General features: G+C 68.8%; 20 protein-coding genes. 9 read left to right on the top strand and 11 right to left on the bottom strand.

Features of this window, described 5'->3' with window-relative positions:
• Positions 1 to 13: 13 nt before the first annotated feature.
• Together mgtE and HUA74_RS28300 are read left to right on the top strand one after the other, a co-directional pair.
• Positions 14 to 1,339, top strand: a complete 1,326-nt coding sequence (mgtE, locus tag HUA74_RS28295; protein ID WP_141645100.1) for a magnesium transporter — start codon at positions 14 to 16, stop codon at positions 1,337 to 1,339.
• A gap of 35 nt (positions 1,340 to 1,374) precedes the next feature.
• Positions 1,375 to 2,298, top strand: coding sequence for a hypothetical protein (locus HUA74_RS28300; protein WP_174457032.1), 924 nt, complete (start codon positions 1,375 to 1,377; stop codon positions 2,296 to 2,298).
• Between the two features lie 21 nt (positions 2,299 to 2,319).
• On the opposite strand, the gene HUA74_RS28305 is transcribed toward HUA74_RS28300, so the two are convergent.
• Entirely contained in the window at positions 2,320 to 3,228 is a 909-nt protein-coding gene (locus HUA74_RS28305) for a tetratricopeptide repeat protein (RefSeq protein ID WP_174457033.1), read from the bottom strand.
• Complete coding sequence (locus HUA74_RS28310; protein WP_246137398.1) at positions 3,228 to 3,479, bottom strand: hypothetical protein; 252 nt, start codon at positions 3,477 to 3,479, stop codon at positions 3,228 to 3,230. The genes HUA74_RS28305 and HUA74_RS28310 overlap by 1 nt, the downstream gene beginning before the upstream one ends.
• Positions 3,480 to 3,654: 175 nt before the next feature.
• Between HUA74_RS28310 and HUA74_RS28315 the strand changes: the two genes are divergently transcribed.
• Positions 3,655 to 4,098 carry an NADAR family protein gene (locus HUA74_RS28315; protein WP_174457034.1) on the top strand — a complete coding sequence of 148 codons (444 nt, stop codon included), beginning with the start codon at positions 3,655 to 3,657 and terminating at the stop codon, positions 4,096 to 4,098.
• 45 nt (positions 4,099 to 4,143) lie between these two features.
• On the opposite strand, the gene HUA74_RS46900 is transcribed toward HUA74_RS28315, so the two are convergent.
• Positions 4,144 to 5,469 carry a rhomboid family intramembrane serine protease gene (locus tag HUA74_RS46900; protein WP_174457035.1) on the bottom strand — a complete coding sequence of 442 codons (1,326 nt, stop codon included), beginning with the start codon at positions 5,467 to 5,469 and terminating at the stop codon, positions 4,144 to 4,146.
• Positions 5,470 to 5,666: 197 nt separating this feature from the next.
• On the opposite strand from HUA74_RS46900, the gene HUA74_RS28325 reads away from it, so the two are divergent.
• The 3 genes from HUA74_RS28325 to HUA74_RS28335 are packed head-to-tail and all read left to right on the top strand — an operon-like array spanning position 5,667 to position 8,401.
• The gene (locus HUA74_RS28325; protein ID WP_174457036.1) at positions 5,667 to 6,578 is read left to right on the top strand and encodes an alpha/beta fold hydrolase; all 912 of its coding nucleotides are present in this window, start codon (positions 5,667 to 5,669) and stop codon (positions 6,576 to 6,578) included.
• A gap of 39 nt (positions 6,579 to 6,617) precedes the next feature.
• Positions 6,618 to 7,688, top strand: a complete 1,071-nt coding sequence (locus HUA74_RS28330; protein ID WP_174457037.1) for a sensor histidine kinase — start codon at positions 6,618 to 6,620, stop codon at positions 7,686 to 7,688.
• The gene (locus HUA74_RS28335; protein ID WP_174457038.1) at positions 7,685 to 8,401 is read left to right on the top strand and encodes a LytTR family DNA-binding domain-containing protein; all 717 of its coding nucleotides are present in this window, start codon (positions 7,685 to 7,687) and stop codon (positions 8,399 to 8,401) included. Before HUA74_RS28330 ends, HUA74_RS28335 begins: the two co-directional genes overlap by 4 nt.
• An 8-nt stretch (positions 8,402 to 8,409) precedes the next feature.
• On the opposite strand, the gene HUA74_RS28340 is transcribed toward HUA74_RS28335, so the two are convergent.
• The 7 genes from HUA74_RS28340 to lspA (HUA74_RS28370) form a co-directional block, all read right to left on the bottom strand.
• Complete coding sequence (locus HUA74_RS28340; protein WP_217439225.1) at positions 8,410 to 8,793, bottom strand: hypothetical protein; 384 nt, start codon at positions 8,791 to 8,793, stop codon at positions 8,410 to 8,412.
• Between the two features lie 176 nt (positions 8,794 to 8,969).
• The gene (locus HUA74_RS28345) at positions 8,970 to 9,848 is read right to left on the bottom strand and encodes a hypothetical protein (RefSeq protein WP_174457039.1); all 879 of its coding nucleotides are present in this window, start codon (positions 9,846 to 9,848) and stop codon (positions 8,970 to 8,972) included.
• A 36-nt stretch (positions 9,849 to 9,884) separates the two neighbouring features.
• Positions 9,885 to 10,388, bottom strand: a complete 504-nt coding sequence (locus HUA74_RS28350; RefSeq protein WP_141645089.1) for an HAD family hydrolase — start codon at positions 10,386 to 10,388, stop codon at positions 9,885 to 9,887.
• Between the two features lie 10 nt (positions 10,389 to 10,398).
• Positions 10,399 to 11,529, bottom strand: coding sequence for an MXAN_5187 C-terminal domain-containing protein (locus HUA74_RS28355; protein WP_174457040.1), 1,131 nt, complete (start codon positions 11,527 to 11,529; stop codon positions 10,399 to 10,401).
• Between the two features lie 41 nt (positions 11,530 to 11,570).
• A complete protein-coding gene (locus tag HUA74_RS28360; protein ID WP_141645087.1) occupies positions 11,571 to 12,878 on the bottom strand; it encodes a prolipoprotein diacylglyceryl transferase in 1,308 nt (435 codons plus the stop codon).
• A gap of 117 nt (positions 12,879 to 12,995) precedes the next feature.
• Positions 12,996 to 13,607 carry a signal peptidase II gene (gene lspA, locus HUA74_RS28365; RefSeq protein WP_174457041.1) on the bottom strand — a complete coding sequence of 204 codons (612 nt, stop codon included), beginning with the start codon at positions 13,605 to 13,607 and terminating at the stop codon, positions 12,996 to 12,998.
• A gap of 33 nt (positions 13,608 to 13,640) precedes the next feature.
• Positions 13,641 to 14,264, bottom strand: coding sequence for a signal peptidase II (gene lspA, locus HUA74_RS28370; protein ID WP_141645085.1), 624 nt, complete (start codon positions 14,262 to 14,264; stop codon positions 13,641 to 13,643).
• A 142-nt stretch (positions 14,265 to 14,406) separates the two neighbouring features.
• Here lspA (HUA74_RS28370) and HUA74_RS28375 point away from each other — a divergent pair, with 142 nt between their 5' ends.
• Positions 14,407 to 14,763, top strand: coding sequence for a hypothetical protein (locus HUA74_RS28375; protein WP_371745747.1), 357 nt, complete (start codon positions 14,407 to 14,409; stop codon positions 14,761 to 14,763).
• A gap of 49 nt (positions 14,764 to 14,812) precedes the next feature.
• On the opposite strand, the gene HUA74_RS28380 is transcribed toward HUA74_RS28375, so the two are convergent.
• The gene (locus HUA74_RS28380; protein WP_254625284.1) at positions 14,813 to 16,489 is read right to left on the bottom strand and encodes an endonuclease/exonuclease/phosphatase family protein; all 1,677 of its coding nucleotides are present in this window, start codon (positions 16,487 to 16,489) and stop codon (positions 14,813 to 14,815) included.
• Between the two features lie 215 nt (positions 16,490 to 16,704).
• Here HUA74_RS28380 and HUA74_RS28385 point away from each other — a divergent pair, with 215 nt between their 5' ends.
• Both HUA74_RS28385 and HUA74_RS28390 read left to right on the top strand, forming a co-directional pair.
• The gene (locus HUA74_RS28385) at positions 16,705 to 17,418 is read left to right on the top strand and encodes a Mut7-C RNAse domain-containing protein (protein WP_174457043.1); all 714 of its coding nucleotides are present in this window, start codon (positions 16,705 to 16,707) and stop codon (positions 17,416 to 17,418) included.
• Positions 17,419 to 17,651: 233 nt separating this feature from the next.
• Positions 17,652 to 18,380 (top strand): hypothetical protein, encoded by a 729-nt coding sequence (locus HUA74_RS28390; RefSeq protein ID WP_174457044.1) that lies wholly within the window; start codon positions 17,652 to 17,654, stop codon positions 18,378 to 18,380.
• Positions 18,381 to 18,389: the final 9 nt, after the last annotated feature.

Genomic DNA, 18,389 nt, shown 5'->3' on the forward strand with positions numbered 1-18,389 from the left:
GGAGGCGAGCCCCATGATGGACAGCCCTCTCAGCGCCTCGCTCTCCATGGAGGAGCTCCATGAAGCGTGGCCGGTGCTCTCCATCGACGAGCGCCTGGAGGGCTTCCGCCTCTTGCCGACCGCGGTGGCGGACGACTTCTTCCTCGCCCTGTCCGCGCGCGAGCAGGCTGAACTCATCCTCCACCTCCCGACATCGGAGCGGCGCACGTGGGTGCGGCTGCTGCCCCCCGACGACCTGGCGGACCTGGTGCAGGCGGTGGAGCCCGAGGAGGCCGACGCCATCCTCGCGCAGCTCGACGACGCGAGCCGGCGCGAGGTCAACGTGCTGCTGGCCTACGCGGAGGACGACGCCGGCGGTCTGATGAACCCGCGCTTCGCCCGCGTGCGGCCGGACATGACCATCGACGAGGCCATCGGCTATCTGCGCAAGCAAGCGCGGGAGAAGGTGGAGACCGTCTACTACGCCTATGCGCTGGACGCGGAGCAGCGGCTGCAGGGCGTGCTCTCGTTGCGCCAGCTCTTCCAGGCCGCCAGCGACAAGAAGGTCGCGGACGTCATGCACCACGACGTCATCACGGTGTCGGAGAACACGGACCAGGAAGTGGTGAGCCAGCTCTTCGCCGAGCACGGCTTCATGGCCCTGCCCGTGCTCGACGAGCAGAACCGGATGAAGGGCATCGTCACGGTGGACGACATCGTCGACGTCGTCCAGGAAGAGGCCACCGAGGACATCCAGAAGGTCGGCGGCATGGAGGCCCTGGAGGCCCCCTACTTCGAGGTGGGCTTCTTCGGCATGCTGAAGAAGCGCATCGGCTGGCTGCTCGTCCTCTTCCTCGGACAGATGCTCACCGCCACGGCCATGAGCAGCTTCGAGGGCGCGATTGAGCGCGCGGTGGTGCTCAGCCTCTTCGTGCCGCTCATCATCTCCTCCGGCGGCAACTCCGGCAGCCAGGCCTCTACGCTCATCATCCGCGCGCTGGCGCTCGGCGAGATGAGGCTGAAGGACTGGTGGCGCGTGGCCCGGCGCGAGGTGCTCTCCGGGCTGGTGCTGGGCTTCGTGCTGGGCGCGGTGGGCCTGGGCCGCATCGTGTTGTGGCAGGAGGTGTCCGGCGCCTATGGCGAGCACGCCTTCCTGCTGGGCTGCGCGGTGGCGCTCTCCGTGCTGGGCGTGGTGACGTTCGGAACGCTCGCGGGCTCCATGCTGCCCCTGGTGCTGCGCCGCTTCGGGTTCGACCCCGCGAGCGCCTCCGCGCCCTTCGTCGCCACGCTGGTGGACGTCAGCGGCGTGGTCATCTACTTCACCGTCGCCAGCCTCCTGCTGCGCGGCACGCTGCTCTAGAGGCGCGAGCCACATCCCTCGCGGGAGGTCCGGCCATGATTCGCACCACCCTTCGGCGCACCCTCACCCTGGAGGCCCCTGAGTCTCCGGGCCGCATCGCCCATGTCTCCGCCGCCAGTGGACTGGTGCGCGTGGGGGAGTGGCTCTACGTCGTCGCGGACGACTCGCTGCACCTGGCGACGTTCCCCGCGCGCGGAGACGCCCCGGGACGACTCGCGCGACTCTTCGCGGGCGAGCTGCCGGAGGAAACCCAGGCACGCAAGGCGGCCAAGCCCGACCTGGAGGTGCTCTGCGCGCTGGGGCCCTTCGCCGGGGCACCTCATGGGGCCCTGCTCGCGTTGCCGTCGGGCTCCTCCTCCGTGCGCATGCGCGGCGCCGTGCTGCCGTTGAGCGCGGAGGGAGCGCTCGCGGGCGAGGCGCGCACGGTGGACTGCTCGGCGCTGTACCAGCAGATTGGCCGGGAGCTGGGCTCGCTCAACATCGAGGGCGCGGCGATGGTGGGCAGCCGCCTGCGGCTGTTGCAGCGGGGCAATGGGGACGCGGGCGTGGACGCGCTCGTGGACCTGGACCGCGAGCGCGCGCTGCGCGGAATCGAAGTGGGCGCGCTGGGTCCGGAGGTGCTGCGCACGATTCGGCGCTGGGACCTGGGCCACGCCGACGGGGTGCGGCTGTCCTTCACCGATGCGTCACCGCTGCCGGATGGGCGGCTCGTCTTCACCGCGACGGCCGAGGACACCCGGAATGCCTACGCGGATGGCCCTGTGGCGGGCTCCGCGGTGGGGCTGCTGGCGCCGGATGGGACGCCGCTGTTCCTGGACTCGGTGGACGCGAAGGTGAAGCTGGAGGGCGTGGACGCGCGGGTGGAAGGTGGCCGCGTGCACCTGCTGCTGGTGGCGGACGCGGATGACCCGACGGTGGCGGCGCCCCTGCTGGAGGCGGTGCTGGACGTACCGGCGTAGGCGCCCTGGATGGGCCCCTCGTCAGTCGTGCTCGTGCGCCGCCTCTTCGGGCCTGCCGCCCACGGCTTCGAGCGAGGAGCGCGCGGGACGGGCCCGGTCGAAGGCCACCTCACGCTCGCCCACACCCTCCGCCGTGGTGTTGGCGATGCGCTTGCGCGCACGGGCGATGTAGTCCTGCACGAGCGTCGGGTCCGGGTGCGTCTTCAGCGTCTCCACCCAGGTCTCGATGGCCTTCTCGTGCTCGCCCGCATCCGAGCGCAGCTTGCCCATCTCGAAGAGGGCGTGCGGGGACAGCTCCGAGTCCGGGAAGCGCGTGCGCAGGTCCGCGAAGGCGCGCGAGGCCTCCTGACGTCGGCCCTCCATCATCGCGATGGCCTGCGCCTGGAGGAACAGGGTGTCGTCCACGAAGACGCTGGTGGCGAAGCGCTCGACGAGGCGGCGCGTCTCCAGCTCACACTGCTGATAGTCGCCCAGCTCGAAGTAGAGCTTGCCCACCTGGTAGTGCAGCTCCGCGCCTTGCGGAGGATTGCGCTGGAGCGCGGCGGTGAGCTGGTCGATGGCGCCGCGCAGGTCGCGGTAGTGCACCCGCAGCAGCTCCGCGAGGATGATGCGGGCCTCGAGTGCCTCGGGGGACTCGGGGCACTGTTGGATGAGCTCGCGGTAGACGCCCACGGCTTCCTTCACCTTGCGCTGCTCCAGCCAGTAGACGTCGGCGGCGCCCTTCAGCGAGCGGGCGCGCAACACGAGCGCCTCCGGCGAGCTGTCGTGGCGCAGCATGTCGAACGCCTTGCGGTATTCGACGAGGGCCTCGTCGGGACGCTTCTCGAAGATGGCGTCGCGGGCTCTCTGGAGGTGGTCGACAGGCTTGTCGCGACGACACCCGGCGCCCGCCAGGGCCAACGCGACGAGGGCGAACCGGAGCGCCCGCACTAGCACTTCTCCGGAGTGACGGTGACGCACCGCGAATCCTCGCAGCTCACACACTCGGCGATGGGCGAGACGTCGGTGACGCACACGTCGACGCGGGAGGTGCGAGGGCAGTCCTCGGACGTGACACAGCGGAAGACGCTCCCGTCTTCACGGGTGACGTCCTGGGCCGTGGAACCGCAGACTTCCAGGTCGTTGCATCCCAGCAACCCCGCTCCGATGGCGGCGAGGACTGCGTGCGTGGCGCGTCTCACGGCGGCGGTTCTACCTGGATTCGCCCACGCCGTCACGGAACGGTGTGTCTGCTCGTCTGCCTACCGGGAGACCCCTTGCACCCTCACCACAGACGGTGAAGCCTGAAAAGCAAGCGTGTCACGAAGTACCCGGCACAATGCCGGTAGGATTTGGCTCACACCCAGGTGAATCAACATGACCGAGGCCATCCACTTCTACAGCGTCACCGACGACCACGGCTGGTGCTCGAACTTCGCGCCCTACCCCATCAAGCTGGGTGGCAAGACGTGGCCCACCAGCGAGCACTACTTCCAGGCCCGGAAGTTCGAAGACCCCACGGACGAAGAAGCCATCCGACAAGCCCGGACCCCGATGCTCGCGGCCCGCCTGGGCAGGGACCGCAAGCGCAAACTCCGACGAGACTGGGAGTCCATCAAGGTCTCCATCATGCGCGAGGCCGTGCGCGCCAAGTTCACCCAACACGAGGACCTCACCCGGCTCCTGCTGGAGACCGGCGACGCGAAGCTCGTCGAGCACACCGACCAGGATGACTACTGGGGCGACGGCGGAGATGGCCGCGGCAAGAACATGCTGGGCCGCATCCTCATGGAGATTCGAGAAGAGCTGCGCGCACGGTAGGGCACCCCGAGTTCCTCTCCTCCCTGGGCCCGTCACTCGCCTGAATCAAGGCCAGTGCATCGATGCCAGGTCCTCGCGAAAGCCCGCCGCGAAGACAAGACTCACCACCACCGCGCCCAGTGCCAACAAGGACACCGCGCCCGCCCACCGCGTCCCAGGGGGCGTCGCGTCCTCACGCCGCCACACCCGCGCGAGCCCCAGCCCCACCACGCCTCCCGCGAGGGCGCCTCCCACGTGCGCCGCGAAGTCGACCTGATTCCCCGTGCGCGACACTGCGATGGGAATCAGTGAAGGCACCAGCAGCCGCAGCGCCATCATCTGAACCTCCACACGGCCCGGCCCCACGGGCAGACGTCGGCTCACCGCCAACACCGCCGCCAGGAGCCCCATCAGTGCCCCCGACGCGCCCACCGACACCACCGCATCCCCATTGAGAGCCATCGACAACGCCCCGCCGCCCAGCGCGCTCACGACGAGCAACACCCCCAGCCACGCTCGGCCCACCATGCTCTCCAGCACCATCGCCCCAAACCAGAGGCAGAAGCCGTTGAGCAGCAGGTGGATGAGGTCTCCATGCAGCAGCGGCGCCAGGAACAGCCGCCACCACTGCCCATGCTCCAGCACCAGCCCCGAGACCAACCCTCCCAATCCCACCAGTGTCTGGAGACCCGGCGCGAGCAGTCCCGTGCCCGGTGAGCCCACGGCGAAGAGGTGCTCCGCCGCGAAGCCAAGCGCCAGCGCCACCAACAACGCCACCGTCAGCACCGGCTTGCGCTCGATGGCCTCCGCGACCTCGACCTCCTGCCCCTCCACCACGCGAGGCTCCCGGAGCAACCCTCTCACGTAGCCACGCGACACCATCGCGCGCCGCCACGTGTTCGCCCACACCTCGCCAGAAGACACGTCCACGTGCATCGCATGCAGGTGGACCTTGTTGAACATGCCGAGCCGGTGACGCTCCAACCGCTCCTGGTCCTCCCGCGTCGCGGGCCCGCTCCCCACTTCGATGAGCTGAAGGCCCACGGGCAGCTTCGTCCCACTCACCGTGCCCGAGTAGTGCAGACACGCCTTGCCCACGCGCTCCAGCGCCGAGGTCTCCAACGTGAAGCGCCGCGAGGGTTCACGCTCCCGGTCCACGATGCAGACGATGACGCATGAGTACCCGTCCGAATACGTGAGCACCGCGTCCGACGCATCGACCAACTCCGCCGCCTCTGTATGCGTGCCGGGCTGAAAGCCCTTATCGGCCATCAACCGCCGCGACAGGTACTCCGCGAACGGCGGCCCGGAAGTCACCGCGGCGGGCGGCGCGGGCACCTGCCCTGTCAACGCTTCCTCGGAGGCGGACTGCGTGGAAGGTGGCGGCGACACAGCGGTTCCTTTCCCAAAGCCCTGACCGATGAGCCTGCACGAGAAGCCCTTCTCCACGCCAGCCGCCCGGCCCCTCCACCACTCATCCCGCACCAGAACCGCTCATGGAGTATCCGGGGCTCCTGGCTGCCCGGCGCGTACCTTCTTCCTCGCCCGGCGCCGCCATCCCGGCGGCGTCCAGTTCGTGGGAGTCCTCCATGTCTCGTGCCCTGCTCCTGGCGGCGTTCGTCGCCGTGCCCCTCATCTTCGGCTGCGCCACCACCTCCGGCGCCAGCAGCGCCGCCACTCCCACTGCGCCCTTCGCGGTGAAGCGCTCCGGACAGGGCCAGCCCGTGCTGTTCATCCCCGGTCTCGCGTCGTCGGGCGAGGTGTGGGAGGAGACGGTCGCCAGGCTCCAGACTCAGTACGACTGCCACGTCTTCACGCTCGCCGGCTTCGCGGGCCAGCCGTCGGTCCCCGCGCCCTTCCTGCCCACCATGCGGCGCGCGCTCGCCGAGTACATCCGCGCGCAGGGATTGAAGAAGCCCATCATCGTCGGACACAGCCTGGGCGGTGCGCTGGCGCTCGGCCTCGCCGCCGACGCACCGGACCTGGTGGGCGGCATCTTCATCGTGGACAGCGTGCCCTTCCTGCCCGCCTTGATGTACCCGGGCGCCACCGTGGAGACCTCGAAGCCGTTCGCCGAGCAGTTCCGCACCCAGATGCGCATGCAGACCGTGGAGCAGCGCAGCCAGGGCTCGCGTCACGCGCTGCAGGTCTACATCTCCGATGAGGCACGACGAGAGGTCGCCGCGCGCTGGGGCGCGGACTCGGACCAGGAGACGGTGACGCAGGCGATGTACGAGTTGGGCATCACCGACCTGCGTCCAGAGCTGTCGCGCATCACCGCGCCCACCTTCGTGCTCGGCTCGTGGGTGGCCTTCGAGGGCCGTGTCCCGCGCGAGGCCGTGGAGGCCAACTATCGCGGCCAGTACCAGACCCTCACCACCGCGCGTGTCGTCATGCACGACACGGCCCGGCACTTCATCATGTGGGACGACCCCCAGGGCTTCCTCGCCACGCTGGAGGGCTTCCTGAAGACCCCCGCTCCCGTGGAGTCACGGCGCTGAGCGTGGTGAACTCTGGTCCCACGCAAGGCAGGAGCTCGCATGTCATCCCGACGCGCCAAGGTGTATGCGGCCTGCCAGGTGGGCGGCTGGGGCCTCTACGGTCTCGTGAACATCCTGCTGACCCTCCTCACGGTGGTGGCCCTGTCGCGAGGCACGGAGCAACTGCTGCCCCGCACGTTGTGGACCCTCGCGATGAGTCTCTCGGGCGGAGTCATCACGCACTTCGCCCGAGCCCCGCTGAACCTTCGCGCGTGGGTGCGACTCCCGCTGCTTCGCCTGGCGCCACGCGTCGTCCTCGCGTGCGTGGGACTGGGCGCAATCCAGCAGGCCGTGGGCCTCTTCCTCGCCTACCCCGTGCTCGGCCTCTACAAGCCCGAGGACTTCTCCTTCGCCTTCGCCATCACCGGCGTCTCGTTCTGGGCCGTGGTGATGCTGATGTGGCTGCTGACCTACTTCACCGTTCACTTCGTGGACCGGGCCCGCACCATGGAGCGCGAGCGCTGGCAACAGCAGGCCGCGGCCCAGACGGCGGAGCTGCGCTTCCTCAAGGCCCAGCTCCAACCCCACTTCCTCTTCAACTGTCTCAACAGCGTGCGCGCCCTCATCGTCGAGGACCCCGCCCGCGCGCAGCAGGCCGTGACGCGCCTGTCCTCCCTGCTCCGCCACGCCCTCTCCGCGCGCGGCCCCGAGACGGTGCCACTGTCCCAGGAGCTCCAGGTGGTGCGTGACTACCTGAGCCTGGAGGCCATCCGGCTCGACGAACGCCTTCGCGTGCGCGAGGACGTGGCCCCGGAAGCGCTCGACATCCCCGTGCCCGCCATGCTGGTCCAGACGCTGGTGGAGAACGCCATCAAGCACGGCATCGCGCGGACTCCGGAAGGTGGCGAAGTGAGCCTGTTCGCCCACGTTCACGGAGGCGCGCTGCTGTTGGAGGTGGCCAATACCGCCGCGCCTCTCGGCACTCCCACCGCGCCCCACTCCAACGGCGTGGGCCTCCACAACGCGAGCGAGCGACTGCGCCTGCTGTGCGGCGCCCACGCCTCGCTCCTGCTCGACCAGACACATGCGGCGCTCACCACGGCGCGCGTCCGGATTCCCCTGCCCTCATGAGAGTCCTCATCGTCGACGACGAACGACTGGCCCGCGCCGAGCTGCGCCGACTGCTGGCCGCCTTCCCTGACGTGGAGGTGGTGGGTGAAGCCACCCACGTGGAAGACGCCTGCCGACAGGTGGAGGCCCTGGAGCCGGACCTGCTGCTGCTCGACATCCAGATGCCAGGCGGTACGGGCTTCGACGTGCTGGCCCGACTCGACGAGCCTCCGGACGTCATCTTCACCACCGCGTATGACGCCCATGCGGTGCGTGCGTTCTCCGTCAACGCACTCGACTACCTGCTCAAGCCCATCGAGGCGGAGCGGCTCGCCGAAGCCCTGGAACGGGTACGCCAGCGCGGCGGCCATGTACCGCACGCGCCTTCACGCACCCAGGACGCATCCCTGGAGCGGGTCTTCGTGCGAGACGGTGAGCGCTGCTGGCTGGTGCAGCTCGCGCAGGTGCCGCTCATCACCTCCGAGGGCAACTACGCCCGGCTGCACCTGGAGGGACATCAGCCGCTGCTGCTGCGCTCGCTGAGCTACCTGGAAGAGAAGCTGGACCCGACGCGCTTCTTCCGCGCCAGTCGCCAGCACCTCATCAACCTCGACTTCGTCGAGACCCTGGAGCCCGGCCCCGGAGGCACGCTGGTGGCGCGCCTGCGCGGAGGCACCGAGGTGGAGATGTCACGCCGTCAATCCCAGCGCTTCCGTGAGCGCATGAGCCTCTGAAGCGCGCGTCAGTTGGCGCCACGCTGGCGCTTGGACGACTTGCCGGAGGTGAGCACCGTGTCCACCGCGGCCACGCTGCTGCGACGCCGCATCTGCTTCACGCGCTCTTCCATCTTCTCGTAGTGCTTCATGCGCGCCAGCATGTGCGGTTCCGAAGTCTGACAATGCAGCTGCGTCACTTCCTGGTGACGACGCCCCATCTCCTGCCACGTCTGGAGCATGGCCTGGTTGCCCAGGAGCCGCTCCTCGACATTGTCCAACACCGCGTCCAGCTGCTCGGCTTCCGCCTCCAACGCCGCGAGCCGCTCCTGGGACTCTTCCGAGGGCGTCGAGCACCCCGTGGTCACCGAGAGGCCCACCACCACCACCGACAGCCCGAGCCACCTCTGCATCCCCACATCGCCTCCCACGTGTCTCGCGCCATCCGCAAGCCTCTCGCGCGAAACCCAAACTAGGGAGGCCCCCCTGACGCGACAACCCGTGCGGGCAAGCGACCCGGCGGACTTTTCACGAAGTGACGATTCTCAACACCGCGGCGCGGGTTGGCGGCGGTGCCAACGCCCTCTTTTCACTCTCGAAGCGCTGGCACATGTACGCCGAGCACGGTGAGCATCGCCCACCAACCGAGAACAGTCCCCGCGCCCGCGCCAAGGACGGGCACAGGAAAGTTTCCGAAGAACGTCGAGCCCACCAGCGCGGCGAAATACAGGACGAAGGCGACGCCCAGTCGCGCGGTCCGCGAATCCCGACTCCGCGCCGCGAGGAGTCCCGGGAGCAACAACCCCGTCATCGCGGCAATCGCCAGGAAGACCCCCAGCACGCCTCGCGAAACGATGAGCACGAGGATGCGCTCCACATGGTCGACCGGAGCGAGCGGGTCGCTCCGCGTCCAGGTGACGACCGCGAGCCCCAGCATCCCCATCGCGATGGGGATGCCCATGCGCCTGTTCACGAAGTCGCCCCCCACCAGCAACGGCAGCGTCGCGAGCGCGAGCGCCGTGGCCTGCGAGGCATCCGGTTGCAGGAGGTGAAATCCCTGCACCAACACCATGAACCCGCACGCGAGCCACCGAGGCCAGCCCCCGCGAGACGCGACGCCGAGCAACAGCCACGGCAGGAAGGCCGCTGACGCGTTGACTCGCACGGGCCCCAGCGACCACCAGCGATGAACACCCTCCAGCCCCGGCGCGGCCAACGTCGCGGCGATGGCGAGACACGCGAGCACGGGGAGCACGCGCTCCGCCCGGCGATGCGACTCCCACGGGCCCCGCGCCAGCAGCATGAAGCCCGCGCCGCCCAACACGATGGCCACGAGGTTCGGAAGAAACGCGGCGGGACGGACACCGTGAGCACTCGCCGCCCAGAGGCCGACGCACGTCGCGAAGACGGGCGCGACGAACCACCAGGGCCGGGAGACCTTCATCACGCCCACGGGCTTCTCATCCAAGACCCCTCGCCTCCGTCCACGCAGGCCCGCGAGTGGCTACGGCCGGTGACGAAGGATGAACTCACACACTTCGCGCGCGGCACCGAAGCCCGCGGGCTTCTGGGCGACGTAATGCACCTGCGCGCGCACCTCGTCGGGGGCCTCGGGCGGCGCGGAGGAGAAGCCCACGGCCTTGAGCAGCGGCAGGTCCACCACCTCGTCACCCATGTAGCCACAGTGCTCCGCGGAGACGTTCAGCAGCGCCAGGAGCTTCTCGAAGTGCGCCACCTTGTCCTGGCTGCCGAAGTGCACGTGTTTGATGCCCAGCGACTGCATGCGCATCTGCGCGGACAGGCTGTCGCCCCCGGAGATGGCAGCCACCTCGATGCCCACCTCCTGGAGTCGCTTGATGCCCATGCCATCCCGCACGCTGTACATCTGCGTCCAGCCGGAGTTGGGCACCCAGAAGATGCGTCCGTCAGTGAGCGTCCCGTCGATGTCGAAAATCATCACCGACAGACGCGCCACCCGCGCCTTGAGCGATTCCAGGTTCTGATTCATCGCGAGCGGCCTACTTCGGCACGGCCTTGAGCGAGGCCTTGCCGTCCTTGATGACGACCTTGAACTCCACCGCCTTGGCGTTGTGCTGCTTGAGCAGCTCCGGCACCTGCTTGCGCAGCGTCGCCGCCACCGACTCGTAGGAGATTTTCGAGGTGTCTTCCTGGCACCGCCGCTTCGCGGTGACATACGCGTCGTACACCGCCCGCAGCTTGTCGTCCGACATGCCTCCGCCACCCGCCGAGGGTGGCTTGGGCGGCGCCGAAGCCACCGGAGCTGGAGGCCGGCTGGGCGCCGTCACAGCAGGCACGGAGGACGGACGCGCCGGGGGAACGGTGGTGCCCGCCGGCTTCGCGGCGGCCATGCCCGGAGGCACCGTCGCGGTGCCCCTCGCCGGAGTGCCACCCACCGGCGACGTAATCGTGGGCAGTCCGCGCGGAGGCGTTCCCGTCACCGGCGCCACGGTGGGCTGGCCCCGAGGGGGCGTTCCCGTCACCGGCGCCACCGAAGGCATTCCACCCGAAGTCAGCGGCGCCACACCCGGCACGCCCGCTCGCGACGCGGGCGCCACGGCGGGTGCCACCGAAGCCACCGCGGAAGACCCGCGCGCGGGCATGGCCGAAGCGGCGGCGGCGATACCGGCCAGCTGCGGCTCGTTGGTGGGGCGGGGGCGGAGCACTTCCTCCACCTCCTCGAAGTCCATGTCGGAGATGTCCTCCGGCAGCTCCACCACGCCCTTCTTCGCGTCACTGCTGGAAGATGTGCCGCGCACCTCCGCGCGACGGCGGGCCTTGAACAAGTCCCTCTTGTACGTGCCCGCCTCGATTTCCTGCAGCGTGCGCGTCCAGAGCCGCTCGTACGTGAGGTACTTGCCGTGGATGCTCCCGACGCGGAACTTCGCGGCGGTGCTGCGGATGAAGCCGGTCTTCAGCCGCATCACCCGCTTCTTGAAGTCGTCGTGGGCCCGCGTGGGCGGATGACGCTCGTTGCCCAGGAAGTACTGCTCGTAGAGGTTGCGGAGCACGGCCAGCTCCGCCTCCAGCGCCTCACACTCCTGGAGGACGGCCTCACTGGAGCTGCTGTCCGCCTGGGGCTTGCCAGCGAAGGACTTCGAAGCGGACTGTCGGGCGTCGGGGGGAGGCATGACTCCTCAGAGTGTCCCCAACCCGCGCCCGGGGATCAACCTCACGCCGCAGACGGTGTCGGCCCCAGACCGCCCGCCGCCTCGCCGGCCCCTCGCCGCCCCTTCTGGTAGAGCAGCACGGCGCCAAAAGCGAACATGCACAGCGAGATGAACTGACTGGTGGAGACGTTGTACCAGGCCTCCAGCGGCACCGCGCCCGCCAGGCCCTGGGCCCCCAACGACTCCAGGAGCCCGTGCAGGGTGCCGCGCTCCACGTCCCCGCGGAACAATTCCACCGTGCTGCGCAGCACCGCGTAGGACATCAGCCACAGGGCGAAAATCTGCCCGTGGAAGCGCCGGAAGCGCCGCGCGTACAAGAGCCCCACGAAGAGGACCAGCTGGCCCACCGACTCGAACAACTGGGTGGGGTAGACACCCAGGGTGTGGCCGTGCTGGACCACCCAGTCGGAGATGCGCATCGCATCAGGCGCCGCCTGGTGCAGAATCTGCCCCGTCGCCTCCACCACGAAGCGCGAGTCCTCCAGCTGCGAGGAGTAGGCGAGGCTCGACGAGCTGCCCACCCGCCCGAGCAGGTCCTGCGCCAACCCCGGCCCCGGGAAGTGCACGGCGGTGGCCGCGTGCGAGGGCGCCACATCCCCCCAGCAGCACCCCGCGCTGAAGCAGCCCAGCCGGCCCAGGCACTGGCCCAGCGACACGGTGGGGATGCACACATCCGCCAGCCGCAGGAAGTCCATGCCGGACGAGCGCGCGAAGAACCAGGCCGCCACGGCCGCGCCGATGAGCCCCCCGTAGAAGACGAGGCCGCCACCCAGCGACAACACCTGCGTCCAGTCCCGCGCGTAGTCCTTCCAGTTGACCAGGATGAAGAGCAGCCGGCTGCCACCGATGCCGCCGATGAGCACCCAGAAGGCCATGTCCATCACCTGCTCGCGCTTCTTGGGCCCCTCCACATCCACCCACTGGCCCTCCACGAGCTTCACCTTGCGCCACTCGTCCTGCGCCAGCCGCCCCGCCACCGTCAGCGCGGTGATGAAGCCAGACGCCAGGAGCACGCCGTAGGTGTGCAGCGGGATGCCCTCGCCCTTGCCCCCGGGGAAGGCGTCGGCGGGCAGCGCGTACTTCAGGCCGAACCACGCCAACCCCGCACCCGCGACGCCGAAACCCAGCGCGCGCAACAGCTTGTCGGTGGAGTTCGTCGCGGCCCGCGTGCCCGTCTTCGGGTCCAGCACGCCCTGCGCGCCTCGCCACCCGTTGAAGGCGATGTAGCCCACCGTGCCCACGGCGACCGCGTACAGCAACAGCTGCGTCCAGAGGCTGGTGAACGTGAAGCGGATGAGGACGGGGAGCATGGAGACCTGCCGGAAGGCGAAAGGGGCGGCGCGGCGCGAAGGCTACCCCTGTCGCGCCGCCAGGCAAGGCGAGGGGGCCCGCCGGTCCGCCCGGCTGCCCTCCCGGGAGGCGTTGCTTCAGGTGGCCTTGGACTCGGCCTGTGCGGGCTTCTCCTTGCGGACGAAGGCGTCCACGAGCAGCAGCCCCACGCCCACGCAGATGGCCGCGTCGGCGACATTGAACGAAGGCCACGCGGCCTTGTCGAACCAGTGGGCTTCCAGGAAGTCGATGACGAAGCCCCGGGCCAGCCGGTCGATGTAGTTGCCCAGCGCGCCACCCAGCACGAGCGGCAGGCCCCACAGCGCCCACTTCTCCTCCGGGTCCGAGCCGGACAGCTTGCGGAAGTAGAAGACGATGAGGACGACCGCGCCCAGGCTCACCACATGGAAGAGCGGCCCGCGCTTCTCCGGGGACAGGCTGCGGAACAGGCCCCACGCGGCGCCCGGGTTCTCCGCGTAGCGCAGGCGGAAGAAGGAGTCGGCCACCTCGATGCTGCGGCGGGGCCGGTAGTGCAGCCCGTCGAAGCCCTGCGGGGGCGGCTCGCCGAACATGGCGCCCAGGCGCCCGCCCAGCGTCTCCTGCCCTTGCATCTGGGAGGTCAGCTCACGGACGACGAGGTACTTCGTCCACTGGTCCAGGACGATGACGCCCAGGGCGACGGCGATGAGGATGACGTATTTGCGAGGCACGCCCGGGGGCTTACACCACCGGGCCCCCGCCCGTCACGGATTGGGGCTCTGGGTGAGGGGCGCCGCGACGGCCTCCGGGCGGCGCACCTTGAGAGAGTCCAGCAGCATGAAGGCCACACCCACGCAGATGGCCGCGTCCGCCACGTTGAAGGTGGGCCAGCGCATGCCTGGCTGGTTGCGCCAATGCCAGTCGATGAAGTCGATGACGTAGCCGCGAATCAGCCGGTCCGCGAAGTTGCCCAGCGCGCCGCCAGTGATGAGCGCCAGCGCCACTCGCACCATCTTCTGGTCCAGCGAGGTGCGGCGGTACATCAGGAAGATGAAGGCCAGCGCCGCCACGCTCACCACGTGGAAGAACGCGCGCCGCACACCGTCCGGCAGGTTCGCGAACAGGCCCCACGCCGCGCCCGGGTTCTCCACGTAGCGGAAGTGCCAGTAGTCCTCGATGAAGCGATAGGGCCGCGTCACCCGCCGCTCACCCTGGGGCGGTGGGTCATTGTCCAGGTTGTGCTGGGTGAGGAAGCCCGTCACCCGGGACACCCCTTCCCGCCCATCCAGGGCATCCGTCAGCCGGGACACAGCCAGATATTTGGTCACCTGGTCGGCGACGAGCACCGTGGTGGCCACGAGGAGGAGGAGGCGTAGGGAAGCTTTCATGAGGCGTCCCAATCCTCTAACCCGCCCCCCCGAGCCCTGACAACCCGGTGAGCGCACCTGGCCCCAGGAGGCCTGCCCGCTCTGTCTCCCTGCCAGCGCTTCTTTGGGGCATGGTGGAGATATGTCGCCTGTTGAGCCCGACGTGAATCCTTCAGTCTCCGACACGCCCCCACCCGCCCCGACCCAGACGGCGAAGCCCGAGAAGCCGACGCTGATGGGGCGCTTCAAGACGCTGATGCTGGAGTACGGCCCGCTGGCGCTGGTGACGAACTACGCCATCTTCGGCCTGGTGCTGGTGGGCTTCTACTTCGCCATCAAGCTGGGCTTCCAGCCGTCGAGCGCTGGCGAGCAGGCGGGCTCGTGGGCGGCGGCCTACGCGGCCTCGCAGGTGGTGAAGCCCTTGCGACTGGCGGCGGTGTTCGTGCTCACGCCGCTCATCGCGCGCATTCCACCGGTGGCGCGCTTCATCGAGCGCAACAAGCACAAGTGGAGCTTCTGAGCGCACGCGGCGACCCGAGCCTGGGCCGCCGCGCGCGAACGTCACCGACTCAGAAGGCGGGGACGCGGAAGTCCTTGATGATGCCCATGTGCTGCATGCCGGAGGCGGCGCTGTCTCCGGCCTGCACCGGCGCGATTTCCGACAGCGGCGTGTAGACGCGGCTGTCGAGCACCAGTCCACCCGGGAAGGTGCTGGAGCCGATGACGGTGGACTGGCGGTACTGGTTCAGGTCCGCGTCCACCAGGACGTGGTCATACGGCTTGCCCCGGCTGAAGTTGGTGTTGACGTTGCCGTTCTTGTCGGCCGGATACGGCGCGGTGGTGACGACCACGTCATCGAACGTGGAGAAGCAGGACTCCGAGCGGCTGTCGGTGTTGAGGTCGCCACCGATGACCAGATAGTCGCTCTCCGGAATTTGCGCCCGGATGTAGTTGACGATGAGGTTCGCCTCGTTGTTGCGAGCGCCCGAGCCCGAGGTGAGCAGGTGCACGCTCACCGCCCAGAGGTCCTTGGGACCGGGGATGTCGATGCGCGCCCACGCGAAGTCACGGTTGGAGACCTGCGTGTCGTTCCACTCACCCGACTGGATGATGGGCCAGCGGCTGATGATGCCGTTGGGGATCTGCGCGCCTTCCTCCCGGTAGTAATGGAAGCCGCTGCCCACCGCGTTCACCAGCGAGCTGATGTCCGCCACGGAGTCGGTCTGGTAGTTGAACTCCTGGATGAGCACCACGTCGGGGTCCACGCCCTGCATCAAGCGGATGCCGTGGCCCGGGTCGTAGTCCTGCCCGTTCCCGCTGGAGATGTTCGCCGCCATGATGCGGATGTTCGTGTAGCTCCCCGTCCCCGTGCCAGCGTCGGTGCTCGTGCCGGCGTCCGTGCTCGTGCCCGCGTCCGTGCTCGTGCCCGCGTCGGTGCTCGTGCCGGCGTCGGTGCTCGTGCCGGCGTCGGTGCCAGGACCCGGACCCGCGTCGATATCGGTACCGGCGTCAATCTCAGTGCCGGCGTCGATCTCGGTGCCCGCATCAATCTCGGTGCCAGCGTCAATCTCAGTGCCGGCGTCAATCTCAGTGCCCGCGTCGATCTCAGGACCCGCGTCGGTCCCAGGACCAGGACCCGCGTCGATCTCAGGACCCGCGTCGGTCCCAGGACCAGGACCCGCGTCAATCTCAGTGCCCGCGTCGACCACCGTGCCAGGCCCCGCGTCAATCTCAGTGCCCGCATCGACCACCGTGCCGGGACCCGCGTCGACCTCGGTACCAGGACCCGCGTCGACCTCGACGTCGCCACCATCCAGCGTGGACCCACCACCGTCGTCGGCCGACGAGCCGCCGTCGGTCTCCTCTCCACCGTCTCCGCCATCCCCCGCGCCCGCGTCATCTCCCGCATCCGGGGTCGCTTCGCAGACCTCGCTGGGCAGACAGAAGGTCGTCTCGCCGCCGTCGCGCTCCTCGCCCGTGGGGCAGCACGCCGCCTCCTCCTGACCACACACGGCCTGCGGTCCACACGGGCGCACGCAGATGGCTCGGTCATAGAACGGGACGTAGCGGCACTCCTCGCCCTCGCCACAGGCACTCGCCCCTCGCTGCGGATCACACTGAACCCACAGCACCCCGCCATCCTCCAGGGGCAGCGGCGTCTTCGGTGGATCCGAGTCACCACAGGCCAGAGCGAGAATCGTGAGCGAAACCGCCGCACACGCGAGGTAGGAAAAAGTCTTCTTCATGCGCTCGGGCCTGCTTCCATGATGACGATTCAAGGGGTGTCGACCGCCAGCACCGGCATGCGGACGGGCACGGGAGTATAGGAGACGACCCGGGCGTCAGTCCTGCGACTTACCGCCAAATCGTACATTTACAGCGGTGAAAATCAGGTGACGAACCTCTCCCAATCCTCTCGGCCGAGACGTCGGGACCGTCGCGGCGGAATCAAGAGCACCCGGTGGTGACTGTTCGACTCCATGGCCGACTGAAGGACTTCCTCTCGCCGGAGAAGCGCGCGCAGGAGACGCTGCAGGTGACGCCCTTGGGCTCGCCCTCGGTCAAGGACCTCATCGAGTCACTCGGACCGCCTCATCCCGAAGTGGACGGGGTGCGCGTCAACGCAGAGCCCGTGGGCTTCGCGCATCGGGTGGCGCCGGGCTCGTTCGTGGAGGCGTGGCCGGCCCTCCAACCCGTGGAAGGAATGCCCCGCTTCGTCCTCGACGTGGGCCTGGGCCGGCTGTCCGGCTTCCTTCGGATGATCGGCTTCGACACCCTGTGGCGCAACGACTTCGCGGACGACGAGCTCGCGCGGATTTCGAGCACCGAGCACCGCGTCGTGCTGACCCGCGACATCGGCGTGCTCAAGCGAGGTGAGGTCGTGCTCGGCTACTTCCCTCGCGCGGCGGACCCCGTGGAGCAGTTGGTGGAAGTGGTGCGTCGCTATGGGCTTGGAGCCCGGATGAAACCGTTCTCCCGGTGCATCGCCTGCAACGCAAACCTGAGTCCCGCCGAACCTCACGAGGTGACGGGCCGTGTGCCCGAAGGTGTCGCGGAACGTCACTCGCACTTCCAGCAATGTCCCGACTGCCGCCGGGTTTTCTGGGCCGGCTCGCACCAAGAGCGCATGCAGGCCCTGGTGGACCGTCTGCGCGCACTGGAATCCGAGCGCTGATCCACGCCCAGGCCACCACACGCCTGGGAACTCCCGCAGTGAAGCCCGCACCTCGCAAAAACATGTGCCCTTGCACTTTTTGCGAGGTCTTTATTGACCCAAAACTCCTGGTGAAAAACCCTTACTGCAAGGATTTCAGTGGGTTGCGGACTTCCCGCCACGGGCACGTGAGTTGCTGAGTTGGCGACACTTCCGTCGCTTTCCCCCAAGCGGCGCGCACAGGAGTCCGTGAGATGGCGCACCGAAACCTACCCCGAAGCCGAGCGAGCGGAGGCTTCACCCTGCTTGTCGCGCTTGGCGTCGTCGTGGTGGTGACGATGGCGGTGATGCTGAGCTACCGGGTGGTGGGCCGCGAGGCGGACACCCAGGCGGATGCGCGCCGGCAGAAGGAGGCGTTCTTCGCGGCGGAGGCGGGGCTGGCGGAGGGTCGCGAGGCCATGCGCCTGCGCACGCCCATCACCGACGAGACCTACAACCAGGTCTTCACCAACCTCCAGAACGCCAACGCCGTCGTCGCGGAGCTGGGGTTGGCCGGTGCCAATCCGCCCTGGATGGAGCTGCTTCCCGCCAGTGCCGGAGACCCCTGGAACTACCTGCGCCTCACGCCGAACGACATGCCGGCCGCCGAGAAGGCCAGCGCTGATGGCGAGGTCTACGTCGACTACCCGGAGCAGAACAACGTCCGCTACCGCGTCTTCGTGCGCGACGATGTCGACGACGGCAACCCCCTGACGGACGTGAATGGTCAAGTCTGGGTGGCCGCCGTGGGCGAGGTGCTGAGCCGGGAGGGACGCCCCACGCGGTCCGTCGTCCAGGCCCTGATTCGCAACCAGGCGCCCCCCATCATCGTGTCTCCCGGATGTCCCCAAGGCGGCTGCGGCGCCGACAACACGCACAGCCCCTCGCAGAGCGGCGGGGGCACCGCCCCTGACATCAGCATCGAACTGCCCCCCAATCCCTGAATCTTCCTC

It is taken from the genome of Myxococcus sp. CA051A (genome assembly GCF_013336705.1).
In the GTDB taxonomy this organism is placed as follows: domain Bacteria; phylum Myxococcota; class Myxococcia; order Myxococcales; family Myxococcaceae; genus Myxococcus; species Myxococcus llanfairpwllgwyngyllgogerychwyrndrobwllllantysiliogogogochensis.